17 protein-coding genes are annotated in these 18,380 nt (G+C 63.1%); 10 read left to right on the top strand and 7 right to left on the bottom strand.

The genetic code is table 11. The features are described 5' to 3' along the window. The 3 genes from CSQ95_RS04075 to CSQ95_RS04065 form a co-directional block, all read right to left on the bottom strand. On the bottom strand, positions 1–840 hold the full coding sequence (locus CSQ95_RS04075; protein ID WP_070218105.1) for a carbohydrate ABC transporter permease: 840 nt from the start codon (positions 838–840) through the stop codon (positions 1–3). Positions 841–848: 8 nt separating this feature from the next. Beyond that, positions 849–1,763, bottom strand: a complete 915-nt coding sequence (locus tag CSQ95_RS04070; RefSeq protein ID WP_099408817.1) for a carbohydrate ABC transporter permease — start codon at positions 1,761–1,763, stop codon at positions 849–851. Between the two features lie 111 nt (positions 1,764–1,874). Then, a complete protein-coding gene (locus tag CSQ95_RS04065) occupies positions 1,875–3,137 on the bottom strand; it encodes an ABC transporter substrate-binding protein (RefSeq protein ID WP_099408599.1) in 1,263 nt (420 codons plus the stop codon). Between the two features lie 355 nt (positions 3,138–3,492). Here CSQ95_RS04065 and CSQ95_RS04060 point away from each other — a divergent pair, with 355 nt between their 5' ends. From CSQ95_RS04060 to CSQ95_RS04050, 3 genes are read left to right on the top strand one after another with little or no spacing between them, the layout of a single operon-like run. Continuing rightward, the gene (locus CSQ95_RS04060; protein WP_257217947.1) at positions 3,493–4,821 is read left to right on the top strand and encodes an ABC transporter substrate-binding protein; all 1,329 of its coding nucleotides are present in this window, start codon (positions 3,493–3,495) and stop codon (positions 4,819–4,821) included. Continuing rightward, on the top strand, positions 4,796–5,509 hold the full coding sequence (locus CSQ95_RS04055) for a response regulator (RefSeq protein ID WP_070218103.1): 714 nt from the start codon (positions 4,796–4,798) through the stop codon (positions 5,507–5,509). The genes CSQ95_RS04060 and CSQ95_RS04055 overlap by 26 nt, the downstream gene beginning before the upstream one ends. Then, the gene (locus CSQ95_RS04050; RefSeq protein WP_257217946.1) at positions 5,502–6,965 is read left to right on the top strand and encodes an ATP-binding protein; all 1,464 of its coding nucleotides are present in this window, start codon (positions 5,502–5,504) and stop codon (positions 6,963–6,965) included. Before CSQ95_RS04055 ends, CSQ95_RS04050 begins: the two co-directional genes overlap by 8 nt. 16 nt (positions 6,966–6,981) lie before the next feature. Here CSQ95_RS04050 and CSQ95_RS04045 read toward each other — a convergent pair whose 3' ends face one another. After that, a complete protein-coding gene (locus CSQ95_RS04045) occupies positions 6,982–8,199 on the bottom strand; it encodes a hypothetical protein (RefSeq protein ID WP_257217945.1) in 1,218 nt (405 codons plus the stop codon). Between the two features lie 240 nt (positions 8,200–8,439). Between CSQ95_RS04045 and CSQ95_RS04040 the strand changes: the two genes are divergently transcribed. Continuing rightward, positions 8,440–8,802 (top strand): type II toxin-antitoxin system RelE/ParE family toxin, encoded by a 363-nt coding sequence (locus CSQ95_RS04040; protein WP_099408815.1) that lies wholly within the window; start codon positions 8,440–8,442, stop codon positions 8,800–8,802. Further along, a complete protein-coding gene (locus CSQ95_RS04035) occupies positions 8,759–9,106 on the top strand; it encodes a DNA-binding protein (RefSeq protein WP_099408596.1) in 348 nt (115 codons plus the stop codon). The genes CSQ95_RS04040 and CSQ95_RS04035 overlap by 44 nt, the downstream gene beginning before the upstream one ends. A 13-nt stretch (positions 9,107–9,119) precedes the next feature. Here the strand turns inward: CSQ95_RS04035 and CSQ95_RS04030 are convergent, their stop codons facing one another. Genes CSQ95_RS04030 through CSQ95_RS04020 form a run of 3 tightly spaced genes read right to left on the bottom strand, consistent with a single transcriptional unit; the run spans position 9,120 to position 12,016 of the window. Next, positions 9,120–10,142: a Gfo/Idh/MocA family oxidoreductase gene (locus tag CSQ95_RS04030; RefSeq protein ID WP_070311797.1), complete on the bottom strand. Its 1,023-nt coding sequence runs from the start codon at positions 10,140–10,142 to the stop codon at positions 9,120–9,122. Positions 10,143–10,170: 28 nt separating this feature from the next. After that, the gene (gene iolG / locus CSQ95_RS04025) at positions 10,171–11,157 is read right to left on the bottom strand and encodes an inositol 2-dehydrogenase (protein ID WP_099408595.1); all 987 of its coding nucleotides are present in this window, start codon (positions 11,155–11,157) and stop codon (positions 10,171–10,173) included. After that, a complete protein-coding gene (locus CSQ95_RS04020; RefSeq protein ID WP_034757651.1) occupies positions 11,150–12,016 on the bottom strand; it encodes a MurR/RpiR family transcriptional regulator in 867 nt (288 codons plus the stop codon). The genes iolG and CSQ95_RS04020 overlap by 8 nt, the downstream gene beginning before the upstream one ends. Positions 12,017–12,275: 259 nt before the next feature. On the opposite strand from CSQ95_RS04020, the gene CSQ95_RS04015 reads away from it, so the two are divergent. The 5 genes from CSQ95_RS04015 to CSQ95_RS03995 form a co-directional block, all read left to right on the top strand. Further along, on the top strand, positions 12,276–13,325 hold the full coding sequence (locus tag CSQ95_RS04015; RefSeq protein WP_070311795.1) for a sugar ABC transporter substrate-binding protein: 1,050 nt from the start codon (positions 12,276–12,278) through the stop codon (positions 13,323–13,325). A 175-nt stretch (positions 13,326–13,500) separates the two neighbouring features. Further along, the gene (locus tag CSQ95_RS04010) at positions 13,501–14,634 is read left to right on the top strand and encodes an ABC transporter permease (RefSeq protein WP_170933038.1); all 1,134 of its coding nucleotides are present in this window, start codon (positions 13,501–13,503) and stop codon (positions 14,632–14,634) included. A 3-nt stretch (positions 14,635–14,637) separates the two neighbouring features. Continuing rightward, positions 14,638–15,423 (top strand): ATP-binding cassette domain-containing protein, encoded by a 786-nt coding sequence (locus tag CSQ95_RS04005; protein ID WP_070218089.1) that lies wholly within the window; start codon positions 14,638–14,640, stop codon positions 15,421–15,423. Between the two features lie 8 nt (positions 15,424–15,431). Then, the gene (iolC, locus tag CSQ95_RS04000; RefSeq protein ID WP_099408594.1) at positions 15,432–17,378 is read left to right on the top strand and encodes a 5-dehydro-2-deoxygluconokinase; all 1,947 of its coding nucleotides are present in this window, start codon (positions 15,432–15,434) and stop codon (positions 17,376–17,378) included. Beyond that, positions 17,375–18,380, top strand: a 1,006-nt coding sequence (locus tag CSQ95_RS03995; protein ID WP_257217944.1) for a thiamine pyrophosphate-binding protein, incomplete at its 3' end; no start/stop codon positions are given. The genes iolC and CSQ95_RS03995, both read left to right, overlap by 4 nt.

Raw genomic sequence — 18,380 nt, 5'->3', positions numbered from 1 at the left:
TTATTTGACCGCGCCGGACGTCAGGCCGCGGATCAGTTGACGAGAGAAAATGACGTACATGACGAGCACGGGAATGACGGCCAGCGACAGCGCCGCCAGCACGGAGTTCCAGTCGGTCACGTATTGCCCGATGAATTGCTGTACGCCCAGGGTGACGGTCTTGGTGCGGTCCGACGGCGCCAGGATCAGCGGGAACCACAGGTCGTTCCAGGCGGGAATCATGGTGAACACGGCCACCGTGGCGATGGCGGGGCGGATCAGGGGCAGGATCACCTGGAAGAAGATGGCGAATTCGCCCACGCCGTCGCAGCGCGCCGCATCCTTCAGTTCGCGCGGCACCTGGCGCACGAATTCGGACAGGATCATCACGGCCAGCGGCAAGCCCTGCGCCGTGTACACGAGCACCAGTGCCGTCAGGGTATTGATCAGGTCGAGCCGCACCACCAGTTCCAGGATGGACACCGTGCCCAGGCGGATGGGGATCATGATGCCCAGCGCCAGGTACAGGGTCAGCAGGCGGTTGCCCGTGAACGTGTATTCGGACAGTGCCCAGGCCGCCATGGCGCCGAACAGCACGATCAGCAGCAGCGACAGCAGGGTGACGAACAGGCTGTTGCCGAAATACAGCAGGAAGTCCGAATTGGCCAGCACCTTGTGAAAGCCCACGAGGGAAAAGGTGGCGGGCGTGGGCAGGGCCAGCGGATTGTCGAAGATGGCGGCCCGCGTCTTGACTGAGTTGATCAGGATCAAGACGATGGGGAACAGCGCGATCAGGGTGTAGCCGGCCAGGATCACGTGCACGGCGGCGCGGCCCAGGGGGCGGGTGGAAACGTTGCGCATGGCGGCCCTTACAGTTCGTAGCGTGTCAGCTTGCGCTGCACGAAAAAGAAATACACGCCCACGCCCATGAGGATGACGAGGAACATCATGGTGGCCACGGCCGCGCCCATGGTGGGGCTGCCCAGCTGGGCCTGGTAACCGAAGAAGGTGCGGTAGAAGAAGGTGCCGAGGATGTCGGTGGCGTAGTTCGGCCCCGCCAGCGCGCCTTTCACGGAGTACACGAGGTCGAAGGCATTGAAGTTGGCGACAAAGGTGAGGATGGTCACCAGTCCCAGGGTGGGCCAGATCAGCGGCAGCTTGATTTGCCAGAAGATGCGCATGGCGCTGGCGCCTTCCGCGTGGGCCGCCTCGATGATTTCCTCCGGCACGGCCAGCAGGGCCGCATAGATCAGCATCATGGGAATGCCGATGTATTGCCAAACAGAAATGAGCGCGATGGTCAGCAGGGCCGTCGATTCCTGGCCCAGCCATGGCGCGAAATAGCTGCCGATGCCCACACCATCCATCAGCGACTGGCCCACGCCCCACAGCGGCGACAGGATCAGCTGCCAGATGAAGCCGATGATCACCACGGACAATAAGGTGGGCAGGAAGATCAGGGTGCGGTAGCTGCGCTCGCCTTTTAATCCCTTGAGGCTGAAGAGGGTGGCCAGCAGCAGGCCGATGGGATTTTGCAGCAGCATGTGGATGAGAAAAAACTTGCAGTTGTTCCACATTGCATTCCAGAAACTTTGCGACCATTGCGGGTCGAACAGGATGGTGGCGTAATTGGCCAGACCGGCAAAATGGTGCTGGCCGCCCTCATCGGTCGTGTACAGGCCCAGGCGCAGGGTATCGGCCAGGGGCAAGGCGCTGAACAGCGAGTAGATGACCAGCGCCGGGGCCAGGAACACGGCCACGTGCCACGGGAAAGCTTTCTTCACGGCGAAACTCCAGACGAATAAAAACACCGGCGGCGGGGCCGCCGGCAAAACCGCGCCACCGGGCCGCTGCATCGCATTGCTCAGGCCGGTTGCGGGGGGAGGATGGGGGGATTACTGCTGCGGCTTGTACCACTTGGCAAAGCCGGCCTGGATCTGGCGCGCCGCGTCTTTCGGCGCCAGCTTGCCGTTCAGGACCTGGGCGTTGACGTTCCACAGCTCGTTTTCCATGCTCGGTTCACCCCGGTTGAGGATTTGCGCGTTCAGGCGGATGGTCGAGGCGCAACTGGCGCGCCAGCCGTTCATCTGCTTGGCCAGCGGATCCTTGATGGAAATCAAATGGTTCGACAGCGAGAAGAAGCCCGTCACCTTGTTGGTGTAGATGTCGGCGAATTCCTGCGAACCGAGCCAGGCGAGGAATTTGTAGGCGTCTTCCTTGTTCTTCGACTTTTTGTTGACGCTCATGCCGATGTCCGTGTGGTCCGAGATATAGCACTTGTCGCCGGCCTTGCGCACGGGCGGGTTGAAGGCGCCCAGTTCCAGCTCCGGGTCCTGCTTGAAGTAGGCGATGTCCCAGGAGCCGGACGGGTAGATGGCGGCCTTGCCCAGCGCGAACTGGTTCTGGCTGTCGCCATAGGTTTGCGCGCTGGCGCCCTTGGACAGATAGCTGCCCAGCCGGGCTTCATATTCCCAGGCGCCGACGAATTGCGGATCGGTAAACCTGGCCTTGCCCGCGATCAGCGCCTTGCGGCCATCCTCGCCCTTCCAGTAATTGGCGCCGATGCTGGTAAACACCACCTGGTTCGCTTCCCACTGGTCGGCCGTGCCCAGCGCCAGCGGCGCATACTTGCCGCTCTTTTTGACCGTTTCGAGCACCTTGAAGAATTCCTCTTCCGTGGCGGGCGGCTGCAGTTTCAGTTCGCGGAAGATTTTCTTGTTGTACAGGAAACCATGCATGACGGAGGCGATCGGCATGCAGAAGGTGTCCTTGCCATTGTCCGTCTGCCACGCCACCTTGGCCGAGGCGGGAAAATTCTCCATGCCGGCCTTGCCGTCGAGCTTTTCCAGCTGGCCCCGTTTGTACAGGGCCAGCGAGACGTCGAACGGGCGGCAAGCCAGCAAGTCGCCTGCCGTGCCGCCGCTCAGGCGCGCGTTCAGCGTGGAATCGTATTCGGTGGGGGCGGTGGGCGAAAACTTGATCTCGATGCCAGGATGCTTTTTCTGGAAGGCGGGGATGAGCACCGTTTCCCACAGGGTCTTGTCGTCCACGCGCCAGCTTTCGATGGTGAGCGTGCCCGCTTGCGCCGTGCCGCTGGTCAGCAGCAGGGCCAGCAATGTGTTGCGCGCGGCCACGCCGCCTTGTGCATGCAATCGCATGATGTCTCCTTGTTGGTGTTGGTCTTGTTTGGCTGCCTGATACGCTGCAGTTGGCGGACAGTAGCATCGGGGGAAATGTGACGCCAGCTCCCGGCTTTGCGCTGACGATAATTTCTTATCTTGTTGATTTCAAAGGATAATATGGAAATGCGCAGGTGCGCTTGCTTACCTTTCCTTACCGTCGGCCGCTGCCGTGGCGCGCCGTGCGGGGCGTCGGGCGGGCGGGGCCGCCTGGACGCCGTGCAAGATGGCGCAACAAAAGCTCACGTTTCTTTACAAATCAGGTGACTAAATTACCAACCTGCTGTTTTGTAGTTGGGCTATAGTTTGTCGCGACAAGAACAAGGGGACAGCATTGAAGACGCCACCGCGCAGCACCGCCGACCGCCATGCCGGGGCCGCCCGCCGTCGCGGCGTGGCGGCACTGGCACTGCTCTCACTGATGTGGACCGGCGTGCCCGTGCGGGCCGAGCCGCTGCAAGTGCTGCACTGGTGGACCTCGACCGGCGAGCGCCGCGCGGCCGACGTGCTGGTGGCGCGCCTGGCGCAGGAAGGCGTCGAGTGGCGCGACGCGGGTATCGCGGGCGGCGCCGGCGTCGGCGCGGGCAAGGTGCTGAAGAGCCGCGTGCTGGCCGGCAATTCGCCGGAAGTCATGCAGCTGATCGGCTATACCCTGGGCGAGTGGAGCGACCTGGGCCTGCTGCTGCAGCTCGACAGCGTTGCCGCCAGCAACAACTGGCGCGCGACCATGTATCCGACCGTGTGGGGCCTGCTGCAGAACCGCGGCCATACGATGGGCGTGCCGGCCGGCATCCACCGCATCAATACGCTGTTTTACAACCGCAAGATTTTCCAGCGCCTGGGCCTGGCCGTGCCGCGCAGCTGGAGCGACTTCGAGCGCGTGGCCGCCACGCTGCGCCAGGCCGGCATCACGCCGCTGGCGCAAAGCAGCGAGGCGTGGCAAGTGGCCACCCTGTTCGAGACGCTGGTGCTGGCCGCATCGGGACCTGCCTACTACCGCGCCCTGTTTGTCGACAAGAAAGCCGAGGCGTATGCGGACCCCCGCCTGCGGCACGCCTTGCAGCGCTTGAGGTCGCTCAAGCAATGGATGGCGGCGCCGCTGCGCGAACAGAGCTGGCCCGAGATGGCGCGCCAGGTCGGTGATGGCGAGGCGGCCATGTATATCATGGGCGACTGGGCGAAGGGCGAGCTGAACGCCTGGGGCCGCGCCACGGACGAGGTCTTTGGCTGCGTCGCCGCGCCCGACACGGGCGATTATCACCTGTACAGCATCGATACGCTGGCCATGTTCGCTTCGGACTACACGCACCAGGGCGCGCAGGAAAAGCTGGCGCAGGTTGTCGCTTCGCCGTCCGTGCAGCTCGAGTACAGCCAGGTAAAGGGTTCGATTCCCGCCTTGCGCCAGGCCGACCTGTCGCGCCTGGACAGCTGTGGGCGCGCTTCGGCGCAGGCGTTCGCGCGCGGCGCCGCCTTCCAGGCGCCCAGCCTCGTGCACCGCATGGCCACCGATGAAACCAGCAAGGACGCCATCATCGCCGAGGTGCACCGCTATTTCCTGGACGAGACGATCAGCGCGGCCGACGCCCAGCGCCGCATCGGCAGCATGTTGCAGGTGCTGAATAAAAAAGGACGAGACCATGTCACGCAAAATCCTGGTCGTTGACGACGATCAAAAGACCCGCATGCTGCTGAAGGCCTACCTGGAAAAGAACCAGTACGAGGTGGGACTGGCGCACGATGGCGCCACCTTCCTGGCCGAATTCCACCGCCATGTCGACAGCCTGTCGCTGGTGATCCTCGACGTGATGCTGCCCGACACGGACGGCTTTGCCCTGTGCAAGGTAGTGCGCGCCCGCTCGAACGTGCCCATCATCATGCTGACGGCCAGCTCCGACGAGACGGACCGGGTGGTGGGCCTGGAGCTGGGCGCCGACGACTACATCGCCAAGCCCTACAGTCCGCGTGAACTGCTGGCGCGCATCAAGGCCATCCACCGCCGCACGGGCATCGACGCGGCGGCGCCGCCACGCTACTACCGCTTCGTGGGCTTTACGCTCGATACGCTGGAGCGCACGGTCACGGACGCGGACGGCGAAGCGCTGCAACTGACGGGCCTCGATTTCCAGCTGCTGCGCTATTTTGTCGAGCATCCGGGCGATATCCTCGACCGCAGCGTGCTGTGCGAACAGACGCGGGGGCGCGACGCGGGGCCGCTCGACCGCTCGCTCGACGTGCAGGTGAGCCGGCTGCGGCTGCGCCTGAAGGATGATGGCAAGCAACCCGTGCTGATCAAGACAGTGCGCGGCGCCGGCTATGTGTTTTCGGCCGACGTCAGCAGTGCGCATGCCTGAGCGGGGCGCGCGCCGCCTGCTCGAGCGCCTGCTGCCGCCATCGCTGCTGGGCCGCCTGTCCGTCGTGATGGTGGCCGGCGTGCTGGCCACGCAACTGGTGGGTAACCTGATCTGGGCCGCGCAGCTGCGCCGCGACTCGGCCGTGGAAGCGCGCATGGCGTCGCAGCACCTGGCCCGCAGCGCCAGCAGCACCATCCGCTTCTTTCTCAGCCTGCCGGCCAATTACCGGCCCATCCTGATCCAGCAATTCCGCGAGATGGGCGGCACGCGCTTCTTTGTCAACGTCAACCAGGGCCCGCTGGCCATCCGCGAAATCGCGCCCAACGCGCTGGCCGACACGGTGGTGGCGACCGTGGGCACGGCGCTGAAGAGCGACTTGCCGCAGCTGGCCGGCTACCGCGTGGGCTTCGCCTGGCCGGCTGACCTGGTGGTGGCCGACAGCGGCGCGCGCATCGGCGACTTGCCGGAAAACTGGGTCCAGCATATCTTGCTGCTGAAACCGAATCCGGCCCCCGTGCTGGTGATCCAGGCCGAGCTGGAACCGGATAACTGGCTGTACCTGGCAGCGCTGATGCCGAATCCGTATTTCTTGCAAAGCAGCAACCCTTGGACCCTGGACCGGGTACTGCTGCAGGCGTTGTCGCTGGCGGCTGTGCTGTTGCTGTCCATCCTAGTCGTGCGCTGGACCACGCGGCCGCTGGCGGCCCTGTCGGATGCGGCCGAGGCCTTTGGCCGCGGCGAGACGCCGCCGCCCCTGCCGCAGACGGGCAGCCGCGAGTTCGTGCAGACGGCGCGCGCCTTTGGCGCCATGCGCGAGCGCATCCAGCGTTATCTGGAAGACCGCGAACGCCTGTTCGTGTCGATTTCGCACGACTTGCGCACGCCCATTACGCGTTTGAAACTGCGCACGGAACTGCTGGACGACGATGTGCAGCGCAATGAATTCCACGACGACCTCGACGAGCTGGACATGATGGTGAAGGGGGCGCTGCAATGCGTGAAGGACAGCGACATCCATGAAAACGCCACCGAGGTGCGGCTCGACGCCTTGCTGCAGCGCATGGTACGCGGCGCCCAACTGGCCGGCCACGAAGTGCATTACGTGGAGACGGGCCTGAGCGTGACGGCCAAGCCGCTGGCGCTCAAGCGCGCCATCGGCAACTTGCTCGACAATGCCCTGTTTTATGGCAAGACGGCCCACCTGTCCGCGCGCCGCGAAGGCGAGCACATTGTCATCCGCATCCGCGACGACGGCCCCGGCGTGGCCGAAGAGGCGTTCGCCAGCCTGTTCCAGCCCTATGTGCGCCTGGAACATGGCCGCGAGCAGAATGCGCACGGCATGGGGCTGGGGCTCGGTATTGCGCGCAGCATCGTGCAGGCCCACGGTGGCGAGCTGAGCCTGGCCAACCACCGCGAGGGCGGCCTGGAAGCGACCATCCGCCTGCCGGCGCAGTAAGGCGCCGGCGGCAGCGTCAGGCCAGCAGCGCGCTGGGCACGCGAGGCGAGGACATCAGGTCGCGGAAGGCGGCCCAATGCGCGGCACGCGTCGCGCCCTGGCGCTCGACATAGGCTTTCGCCATGTCCTGGCCCAGGTTGTAATTGATGACGTACGCACCCATGGCATCGTAGAACTGCAGGCGTTGCGCGGATTTCTCGGCCGGATACAGGCGCACGTTGATCAGCCATTCCAGCGCTTCTTCGCGCGTGATGCTGCCTTCGAGGTACTGGCGCGCGATGTCGTTGTCGGCGTAGCTCAGTTTGGCCAGCAAGGCATTGAGTTGCGCATAGCGGGGTGCCAGCGCCGGGGCCAGGCCGGCCAGCGGATACAGCACCTGCTGTTCGAAGTCCAGCCTTTCCGCATCCGTGAAGCTCAGTTCGATGCCGTAATTGGCCGTGCCTTCGGCGATCAAGGATTGTGGCGAGTACAGCGGGTAGATGCAGTATTCCATCCAGCCCTTGCCGCGCATCAGGTCGCGTTCCAGCAGCACGTTGTAGACGTGGTGGCCCGGATACGCTTCGTGGCAACCGAGGTCGACGGCGCGATCGATGTACACGGGCAAGTCCGTATTGATCTGGATCACGCTCTGGTAGTTGCCCTTGTACCAGTTGTAGCCGCTCCACGGCTTGTCGGTGACAAATTCCAGTACGAAATCTTCACCGTCGGGCAGCGCGATGTAGCGCAGGGTGCGCTCGCGGCCCATGCGGATGGCCGCGTCCATGACGGCACGCAGCTTGTCGGCGGGAATGACGAGTTGCGCGCGCAAGGCGTTGACACGCGCGCTGACCGTGCCGGGACCGGGCAGCAGGGCGTCGATTTGCGCCACCAGGTCTTCGTAGTACGCACGGCTGTGATGGGGCGAGACGGCGTCGTACAGGCGCGCGCTTTCCGTATCGAAATCGAGGCGTGCGCCTTGCAGCATGTCCGCGCGCGCCAGCACGGCCTGCAACTGCTTGCGCAGGTTAAGGGCGCGCAGGCAAGGTTCGTCGGCCAGCAGGGCCAGCGCCTTGTCAGTCGCGGCTTTGATGTCGCTCAAACTCAATTGCTGTTCTACCGCTTCCTGTTGCCATGCGGGCGGGCCGTAATAGGCGTCCACATACGACGCATCGTGCTGGCCCATGGCCAGAACCAGCTTGACGTAGCATTCGGCCACGTCGGCAAGGGGAGGGGAGTTGCTATCGTTATTCGTCATGGCGGCAGAGTTTTTCGCGGTTGGGCAGCGCTTATTGTATAGCGCAATGGCATGCGCGTGAGGCGTGTACGCGCCACATCATTTCTCTACAGTAACTGGGGAAACGCATCTTGATATACATCAGTAATCCCGGCATTCGGCACCTGCGTCATGCGGTTTCGCCGCAAGATGGCGTGGACTTCTTTTTTATGCAACCACGTGATTTTTTCCTTGATATTTCTTCGTTTATGGACGAATATGATGTACGAGATCCGGCACTATCTGACATCATCGGGCAGGGATTTATATACGGAATGGCTGAAACGCCAGCGCGATACTGCGGCCAGGGTGGCCATAGCCCGGCGCGTGCTGCGTATGATTCCCGGCAATTTTGGCGACCACAAGTTCTGCCACGATGGCGTGTGGGAGTTGCGCATCGACGTGGGGCCTGGTTACCGTATCTATTACGCCATTGCCGGGGAGCAGATCATTTTATTGCTGTGCGGAGGCGACAAGCGCACGCAGCCGAAAGATATCGAATACGCCTGTGCCTGCTGGCACGACTGGAAGGAGAGAGGACATGAAAGAGGAGCCAAGCAAACCACCGAGAGACCGCTCGCATGACGATGCGATGGCCGAACTGTACCGCGACGATCCCGCTCTGGCCCTTGAACTGATCAACAATATCCTCGTCGATGGCGACCATGGCGAACTGCTGGCCGTGCTGCGCCAGCTGACGCGCGCCTTTGGCGGCGTGCCCGCCGTGGCGCAGGCGGCCAAGCTCAATCCTACCCAGCTGTACCGTACCTTGTCGCCCGAGGGCAATCCATCGCTGAGCACCTTGACGGCCATCCTCGATGCCATGGGCTTGCGGCTGGCCGTGGAACCCAGGCAGCCCGAACGTCCATTTCCCGCGCCGGCCGCCTGAGTCCACGGGGCGCTTAGAACTCCACGGGCCGCGCTTCGCGCATCGCTTGCGTCATGGCCAGGCCGATGCGCGTCGCTTCCGTCGCGTCGTGCAAGGTCAGTGACAAGGTGCGCCGGCCCAGCGCCGCATCCGTGAATTCCTGCGCTTCGATCAAAAAGGCATCGGCGAAGCGGGCATAGAAGTCCGGCGTGCATTCGTTGCGCACGCCGTGCGCATCGGAAATTTCCACCCTGTTCAGGCGCGGATTGCTGCCCACGGCCAGGCGGCCGCCCGTGCCGAACACTTCCGTCAGGGTTTCATGTCCGTGCGCCATGGTGCGCGAGGCCATGAAGCTGGCCATGCTGCCATCGGAAAATTCGACTGTGGCCAGGCCGTTGTCGACGTCGCCGAACGCCTGCAAGCCCGTGTGGATGGCGTTGGTGCCGCTCGCATATACGCGTTTGGGCACGGGATTGCCCAGCAGCCAGCGCGCCAGGTCGATATCGTGCACGCTGCAATCGAGGAAGATGCCGCCGCTGGTGGGGGCGAAGCGCATGAAGGCGCCGCTGGGGTCGTTCTGGTCGCAGGTTTGCGAACGCACGAGATACGGCTTGCCGATGAGTCCTAGTGCGATCTTTTGCTGCGCGTCATGATAGCTGGCGTCGAAACGCCGCACGAAGCCGATCATGATGGTCAGTTGCGGGTGGCGCGCCGCTTCCGCTTCCACCTTCAGGCAGTCGGCCAGGTCCAGCGATAGCGGTTTTTCGCAAAACACGTGCTTGCCGGCGCGCAAAGCGGCGATGATCTGGTCCGCATGCAGCGAGGTGGGCGTGACGAGGAAGACGGCGTCCAGGCCGGGATGGGCCAGCAGCGCATCGTAGTCGGCATAGCCGGTGGTGATACCGAGCTGGCTGGCGGCCCAGTCCAGTTCGGCTTGCACGGGGCTGCAGGCGGCGACTACTTCGGCGTTGGGCACGCGCTGCGCCAGGTTGATGGCGTGGCGCTGGCCCAGCCTTCCCAGGCCGACGATGCCGACTTTTAATGTTGGGGATGACATGTGGTCTCCAGATAGCTTTATTATTGGTTTATACAGTGACGACGCGCTGTTCACGCCACGACAGCGTGGCCGCCTCGGCCAGTTCCAGTGCCTTCAAGCCATCGTGGACGGTGGTGCGCAGCGGCGTGCCGTGGGCGAGGGCGTCAAAAAAGTGCGCCATTTCCTGCGCGTAAGCCACGCGGTAGCGTTCCAGGAAAAAGTCTTCCGGCTTGTCCACGCTGACGTTCACCGAGCCATAGGCCGTCACTTCCGTCGGCTTGTGGTTGCCCGCCTGCAGCATGCCGGCGCTGCCCAGCACTTCGAAGCGCTGGTCATAGCCGTAGGCGGCGCGGCGCGAGGCATTGATCTGGCACAAGCGGCCCTTGGCCGTGCGGATGGTGACGACGGCCGTATCGAGGTCGCCCGCCTCGCCGATGGCAGGATCGACGAGGCAGCTGCCCGTGGCGTGCACGCTGACGGCTTCATCGTCGAGTATCCAGCGGAAGATGTCGAAATCGTGGATCAGCATATCCTTGAAGATGCCGCCCGACACCTTGATGTAGCTCACGGGCGGCGGACCGGGATCGCGGCTGGTGACGACCAGCAATTCCGGCGTGCCGATTTCTCCCGCTTCAATCCGTGTCTTGACGGCATTGAAGGTGGGGTCGTAACGGCGCTGGAAGCCCAGCATGCACAGCACCTTGGCTTCCTTGACGGCAGCGGCGCAGGCGCGTGCACGGTCGATGGTCAGATCGACGGGCTTTTCGCAAAAGATGGCCTTGCCGGCAGCGGCCGAGCGCAGGATCAGGTCCGCGTGCGTATCCGTGCTCGAGGCGATGACGACGGCCTTGACGGCCGGGTCGGCCAATGCCGCTTCCACCGTGGCGCTGCTGCCGCCATGCAAGCCGGCCAGCGCGGCCGCCGCTTCCTGGTTGACGTCGACCACGTACTTGAACTGCACGCCGGGGTGAAAGGCCAGGTTGGCCGCGTGGATTTTGCCGATGCGTCCGGCGCCGAACAACGCTACTTCAATCATCATGTTCTCCTGGGGTGTGGATTTCTTCGATGTCGAGCTCTAATTTGTATGCCAGCGCGATGAACAGCGCCTGGCACAGGCAGATGGTGCTGGTCAGCGAGCGGAAGGCGAAGGCGCTGCCCTCGGTGACGGTGAGCAGCGCGTCGGCGGCCCGCGCGAGCGGCGCCAGTTTGCTGTCGGTAATCACCAGGACCTTGGCGCCCTTGTCTTGCGCCGCCTTGATGCACTGCTGGGTTTCCTTGCCGTAAGGCGAGAAACTGATGGCGATCGCCACATCGCGTTCGCGCACGCTGCGCATCTGTTCGCGGTGCATGCCGCCCAGTCCGCTGATCAGGTGCACGCGCTTGTCCGTGTGTTCCAGCGCGTAGGCGATGTAGGAGGCGATCGGAAACGACCGGCGCACGCCGATCACATAGATGTTTTCCGCCTTGAGCAGCAGGTTGACGGCCGCTTCCAGTTGCGCGTCGTCGAGTCCGGCGGCCAAGTCGTCGAGGCCGGCGCGGCTGGCGCCGACGAATTCGCGCGTCAAGTCCCCCGCGCTGAGGGCCGCATCGCGCGTGGAAATGAGCTTGCGGATGCGCTGCTGGTAGTCGGGCGTGGCGCCGGCCTGGTCCGTATAAGCCTGGCGGAACACATCTTGCATTTCGGAAAAGCCCGTGTAGCCGAAGCGCTGCGCGAAACGCACGATGGCCGACGGCTGCACGTCGCAGGCGGCGGCGATGTCGCTGATGCGCTCGAGCATCAGGCTGGCCCGGTGCTTTTCAATGTATTGCGCGATGACTTTCAGCTGGCGCGACAGGTTGTCGTACTCGGCGGCAATGTGCTGCATCAGCTGTTCGATGGGGGCGGTGGCTGCCATGATTTTTTTCCTCGGTGTGCTTGCTGGGCCGCGATGACGTATCAATTACGTGCGGCTGGTTCTGGCGAGAATTATAGGAGGGAATCTTGAAAATAGAAACGAATTTCTATTTAAATTTATTTTGAAAATTTTATTGCATTTGTCTTTTTTGTGGCCTAAGCTGTGCGCAGTGCATCGGTTCGCGTGCCGCAAGGCCAGGCCGGTGACACCCTTCATAAAAGCTCGCAACTATAAAAATTAATCCGTCTAGGAGACATTCATGCATAGCAATAAAAGCAAGGGTTTGATGAAGTGCCTGGCCATCGCCAGCCTGGGCCTGAGCCTGGGTTTGAGCACGGGCGCCAGCCATGCTGCCGGCGAGAAATTCGTCATGGTCAGCCATGCGCCGGACTCCGATTCCTGGTGGAATACCATCAAGAACGCCATCAAGCAAGCCGGTGAAGATTTCAACGTGTCCGTCGACTACCGCAATCCGCCGAATGGCGACCTGGCCGACATGGCGCGCCTGATCGAGCAGTCGGCCGCGCGCAACTATGATGGCTTGATCGCCGACATCGCCGACTTCAGCGTGCTGCAAAAACCGCTGGGTACGGTCGTGGCGAAGAAAATCATGCTCGTGACCATCAATTCAGGCACCATCGCGCAAAGCGAACAGTTGAAAGCCATCATGCACGTGGGCCAGCCCGAGTATGACGCGGGCCTGGGCGCCGGCAAGCGCGCCAAGGAAGCGGGCATCAAATCGTTCGTGTGCGTGAATCACTATGCGATGAATGCGTCGTCGTTCGAACGCTGCCGCGGTTTTGCCGATGCGCTCGGCGTCGATTTCAAATCGTCCACGCTCGACACCAATGGCGTCGACCCAGGCGTGATCGAAAGCAAGGTCAGCGCCTATCTGCGCAGCAATCCGAAGACCCAGGCCGTGCTGGCGCTGGGACCGGATTCGGCGCCGGCCGCCATGCGCGCCGTCGAAAAGCTGGGCCTGAAAGGCAAGATGTACTTCGCCAGCTTCGACTTGTCGGAAGAAATCGCCAAGGGCATCAAGGATGGCAGCATCCAGTTCGCCATCGACCAGCAGCCCTACCTGCAAGGCTACATTCCCGTTGCCGTGATGGCCATCATGAAACAGCAAAAAATCACTGACCTGGCCAAGGTCAAGGAAATCCTGATCGCCAATCCGAAATACCAGGCGCGCCTGGCTGAATACGGTCTGACGCCCATCTACGGCCCGCGCCACATCAGCTCCGGCCCCGGTTTCGTGACCAAGGAAAACATCGCCAAGGTCGAAAAATACGCCGGTCAATACCGCTAATCCACACAGTCGCCACCAGGAGTTGCCCTGCGCCGCACCGCCTCCCGCGGGCGGCGCATGGGAGCAACACGCCTGGCGCCAGCGATGCTGGCAGGAAAGTAATCGGAATTGGTAACAAGTATCACTGAAAGGAATTCGTATGACTGCGCTCAAATCCAGCCTGGCTAGCCCCGGCATGAATCCTCCTCCGCCTCCCGGCGCCTCCAGCAAGCCAGTTGCCGCCGCCGACGAGCGCGTGGGCACGACCAGCTGGGTCAAACGGTTTTTCGGCCGCCCCGAGTTCGCCTCGATCTCCGGCGCGGTGCTCGTGTTTGCCTTCTTCGTCATCACGGCCGGCGATTCCGGCATGTTCAACCTCGATGGCGTCGTCAACTGGATGCAAGTGGCGTCCTACCTGGGCATCATCGCCATCGGCGCCTGCCTGTTGATGATCGCCGGTGAATTCGACCTGTCGATCGGCTCCATGATCGGCTTTGCCGGCATGATGATCGCCATCCCGACGATTTATTTCCACTGGCCATTGTGGGCCGCCATCGTGTTCGCCTTCGCCGGTTCCATGGCGCTGGGCTGGCTCAACGGCTACATCGTCATCAAGACACGCTTGCCATCGTTCATCGTGACCCTGGCATTCCTGTTCATCCTGCGCGGCCTGACCCTGGCCCTGTCGATCATGTTCGCCAACCGCACCATCGTCAGCGGCGTGGGCGACCTGGCGGCGCAGGACTGGCTGGCCAGCCTGCTGTTCCACGGCAACGTCGCCACCGGCCTGTTCCAGTGGATGGGCGCGCATGGCTGGATCGCCGTGCTCGACGACGGCTCGCCGCTGGTGAAAGGCGTGCCGAAAGTCATCGCCTGGTGGCTGGTGCTGGCCGCCGGCGCCGCATTCGTCTTGTCGCGTACCCGTTTCGGCAACTGGATGTTTGCCGTCGGCGGCGACGCCAATGCGGCCAAGAATGTGGGTGTGCCGGTGCGCAAGGTCAAGATTTCCCTGTTCGTCTTCACGGCCTTCTGCGCCTGCCTGTTTGCCACCTTGCAAGTCTGCGACGTGGGTTCGGCCGCCGCCGACCGCGGCATGCAAAAGGAATTCGAAGCCATCATCGCGGCCGTCATCGGCGGCGCCTTGCTGACGGGCGGCTACGGTTCCGTCGTCGGCGCCTGCTTCGGCGCGCTGATCTTCGGCGTGGTGCAGATTGGCATCACTTATACCAATATCAATTCGGACTGGTTCCGCGTATTCCTCGGCGTGATGCTGCTGATCGCGGTGCTGTTCAATAACTTTGTACGCTCACGCGTCACGGAAGCGAGATAAATCATGAGCGAATATATTCTTGCCCTGGAAAATGTCAGCAAGCGCTTCGGCTCCGTGCTGGCCTTGCAAAACATCACCATGCGGTTGCGCGAGGGGGAGGTTCATTGTTTGCTGGGCGATAACGGCGCCGGCAAGTCCACCCTGATCAAGACCCTGGCCGGCGTGCACAAGCCCACCGATGGCCAATACCTGGTCGATGGCAAGCCCGTCGTCTTCAATTCGCCCAGCGAAGCGCTGGACATGGGCGTGGCCACCGTCTACCAGGATCTGGCGCTGGTGCCGCTGTTGTCCGTGGCGCGCAATTTCTTCATGGGCCGCGAGCCGATGAAAAAACTGCTGGGCCTGGTGCCCGTGATGGATATCGACTATGCAGCTGACACGGCGCGCGACAAGCTGGCCGAGATGGGCATCATGGTGCGCGACCCGCACCAGGCCATCGGCACCATGTCGGGCGGCGAAAAGCAGTGCCTGGCCATCGCCCGCGCCATCCACTTCGGCGCGCGCGTGCTGATCCTCGACGAACCGACGGCCGCCCTGGGCGTGAAACAATCGTTCAATGTGCTGAAACTGATTTACAAGGCGCGCGAGCGGGGCATTTCCGTGATCTTTATTACGCATAATGTGCACCATGCGTATCCGGTCGGCGACTCGTTCACGTTGTTGAACCGGGGCAAGTCGCTGGGCACCTTCACCAAGGATACGGTGAGCAAGGATGCCTTGCTGGACATGATGGCGGGCGGTGCGGAAATGCAAACGCTGATGAGTGAACTCGACGGTGTCACGATTTAAGGATAGCCATGAATAATTCCACACAATTTGCCCAGGGCCGCGCGCTGGACGTGATCTGCCTGGGCCGCCTGGCGGTGGACCTGTACGCGCAGCAGATCGGCAGCACCCTGGAAGACGCGACGAGCTTTGCCAAATACCTGGGCGGCTCGTCGGCGAATATCGCCTTCGGCACGGCCCGGCTGGGCTTGAAATCGGCCATGCTGTCGAAAGTGGGCGACGATCACATGGGCCGTTTCCTCACCGACACTTTGGCGCAGGAGGGCTGCGACGTCAGCCATGTCGGCATCGACCGCGAACGGCTCACCGCCCTGGTGATGCTGGGCATCAAGGACAAGAACACCTTCCCGCTGATCTTTTATCGCGAAAATTGCGCCGACATGGCCATTGACGCCGCGTCGGTGGATGCGGCTTTCATTGCATCGAGTAAAGCGCTGTTGATCACCGGCACGCATTTCTCGACTAGCGCCATGCACGCCGTCAGCACGCAGGCATTGCAACTGGCCCGCGCCAATAACGTGCGCACCGTGCTCGACATCGATTACCGGCCCGTGCTGTGGGGCTTGTCGGGCAAGGCGGACGGCGAAACGCGGTTCGTCTCGAACGACGGCGTCACCAAGCACTTGCAGGCCATCCTGCCGCAGTTCGACCTGATCGTCGGCACGGAAGAGGAATTCATGATCGCCGGCGGCGGCTTTGATATCATGGCGTCCCTGCGTGCCGTGCGGGCCGCCACCCTGGCCACCCTCGTCGTCAAGCGGGGCCCGCTGGGCAGCGCCGTCATCGACAACGTGGTGCCGGCCAGTTTGGATGATGCGTATAACTACTGCGGCGTGCGCGTGGAAGTCTTGAACGTGCTTGGCGCGGGCGACGCTTTTCTTTCCGGTTTCCTGAAAGGCTGGCTGCGCGGCGAGGATTACGAGGCATGCTGCCGCTATGCGAACGGCTGCGGTGCCCTCGTCGTGTCGCGCCACGGCTGCGCGCCGGCCATGCCGTCGCCCGTCGAGCTTGACTATTTCCTGGCAAATGCGGCAAAGCTCACGCAGCCGGACCAGGACGCCACCTTGTCGCGCCTGCACCGCACGACGGTCGCGCGCAAGGAGTGGAATGAGCTGTGCGTGTTTGCGTTCGACCACCGCACGCAATTTTTTGAGCTGGCGCAACAAACCGGCGCGCCCGAAGCGGCCATTGCAGCCTTGAAGCAATTGATGGTGCAAGCCGTGGCGCAAACGGAAACGGCCTTGCAACTGGCCGGCAAGACGGGCGTGCTGATCGATGGCCGCTATGGCGTCGATGCGCTCAACGATGCGACGGGGCGCGGCTGGTGGATAGGCCGTCCCGTGGAATTGCCGGGATCGAACCCGCTGCAATTCGACTGGGGCCGCTCCATCGGTTCACACCTGCTCAGCTGGCCGAAGGAACACGTGATCAAATGCCTGGTGCAGCTGCATCCGGATGACGCCGTGGAAAACCGCCTGGAACAGGAAGCGCAGATCAAGGCCCTGTACGATGCGGCGCAAGTGAGCGGTCACGAACTGTTGCTCGAAGTCATACCGTCGGAAGCCTTGCCGCACAGTGACGATACCGTCTTGCGCGCCGTCAAGCGTCTGTATAACCTGGGCATCTACCCTGAATGGTGGAAACTGGAAAGCATGTCAGCCCAGCAATGGCAAGCCATCGATGCCCTCGTGCACGAACGCGATCCGTATTGCCGTGGCGTGGTATTACTGGGCTTGAACGCGCCCATCGCCGCCCTGGCCGCCAGTTTCGAACAGGCCAGTGCCAGCAGCACCTGCAAGGGTTTCATGGTGGGCCGCACCATCTTCCAGGAACCGAGCCGCCGCTGGCTGGCCGGCGAACTCGACGATGCGGGCCTGATCGCCGCCGTGCGCACCAATTTCGAACAGCTGATCAGCTTGTGGCAGCGCACGCGCAACCGCCTGGAGCGTGCGGCATGAGCGCCACGATCAGATTGACCATGGCGCAGGCGCTGGTGCGCTACCTGGCTGCCTTGCGCACCGAGGATGGCCAGCCCTTGTTCGGCGGCGCCTTCGCCATCTTTGGCCACGGCAACGTGGCGGGCATGGGCGAGGCGCTGTACCAGTACAAGGATGTGTTCCCCACTTTCCGCGCCCACAATGAACAGGCGATGGCGCATGCGGCCATCGCCTATGCGAAAGCGCACATGCGCCGGCGCATGCTGGCCGTCACCACTTCCATCGGTCCCGGCGCCACCAACCTGCTGACGGCGGCTGCGCTGGCGCACGTCAACCGCTTGCCCGTCCTGCTCCTGCCCGGCGACGTCTTCGTCTCGCGCGCGCCCGACCCGGTGCTGCAGCAGCTGGAAGACGGCACGGATGGCAGCGTGTCGGTCAACGATGCGTTCAAGCCTTTATCGCGCTATTTCGACCGCATCGTCTATCCGGAACAGCTACTGACGGCCTTGCCGCGCGCGATTGCCGCCTTGACGGACCCGGCCGCCTGCGGCCCCGTCACCTTATCGTTGCCGCAAGACGTGCAGACGATGGCGTATGACTACCCGGAAGCATTCTTTGCGCCGAGGACCGTGCGTTTCCGCGCCGTGCCGCCCGTCGAGCAGGAACTGGAAGAGGCGGCCGCCTTGCTGCAAGCGGCGAAGCAGCCGCTGATCGTCGCCGGCGGCGGCGTGCTGTACGGCCAGGCCGGCGCCGCCTTGCAGGCGTTTGCCGAACGGCACGGCATTCCCGTGGCGGAAACCCAGGCCGGCAAGAGCAGCTTGCCGTGGGACCACCCGTTGCAGCTGGGCGCCATCGGCGTCACCGGTTCGCCCGCCGCCAACGCGCTGGCGGCGGACGCGGACGTGGTGCTGGCCGTCGGCACGCGCCTGCAGGATTTCACGACCGGGTCGAACTCCCTGTTTGCGCAGGCGCAACTGCTCAGCCTGAACGTCAACGCTTTCGATGCGCTGAAACGCCGGGGCC

It is taken from the genome of Janthinobacterium sp. BJB304 (assembly GCF_002735765.1).
Taxonomy (GTDB): Bacteria; Pseudomonadota; Gammaproteobacteria; order Burkholderiales; family Burkholderiaceae_D; genus Janthinobacterium.
Note: the sequence above shows the minus strand (reverse complement) of the source record. Positions and strands in the feature narration are given on the sequence as shown.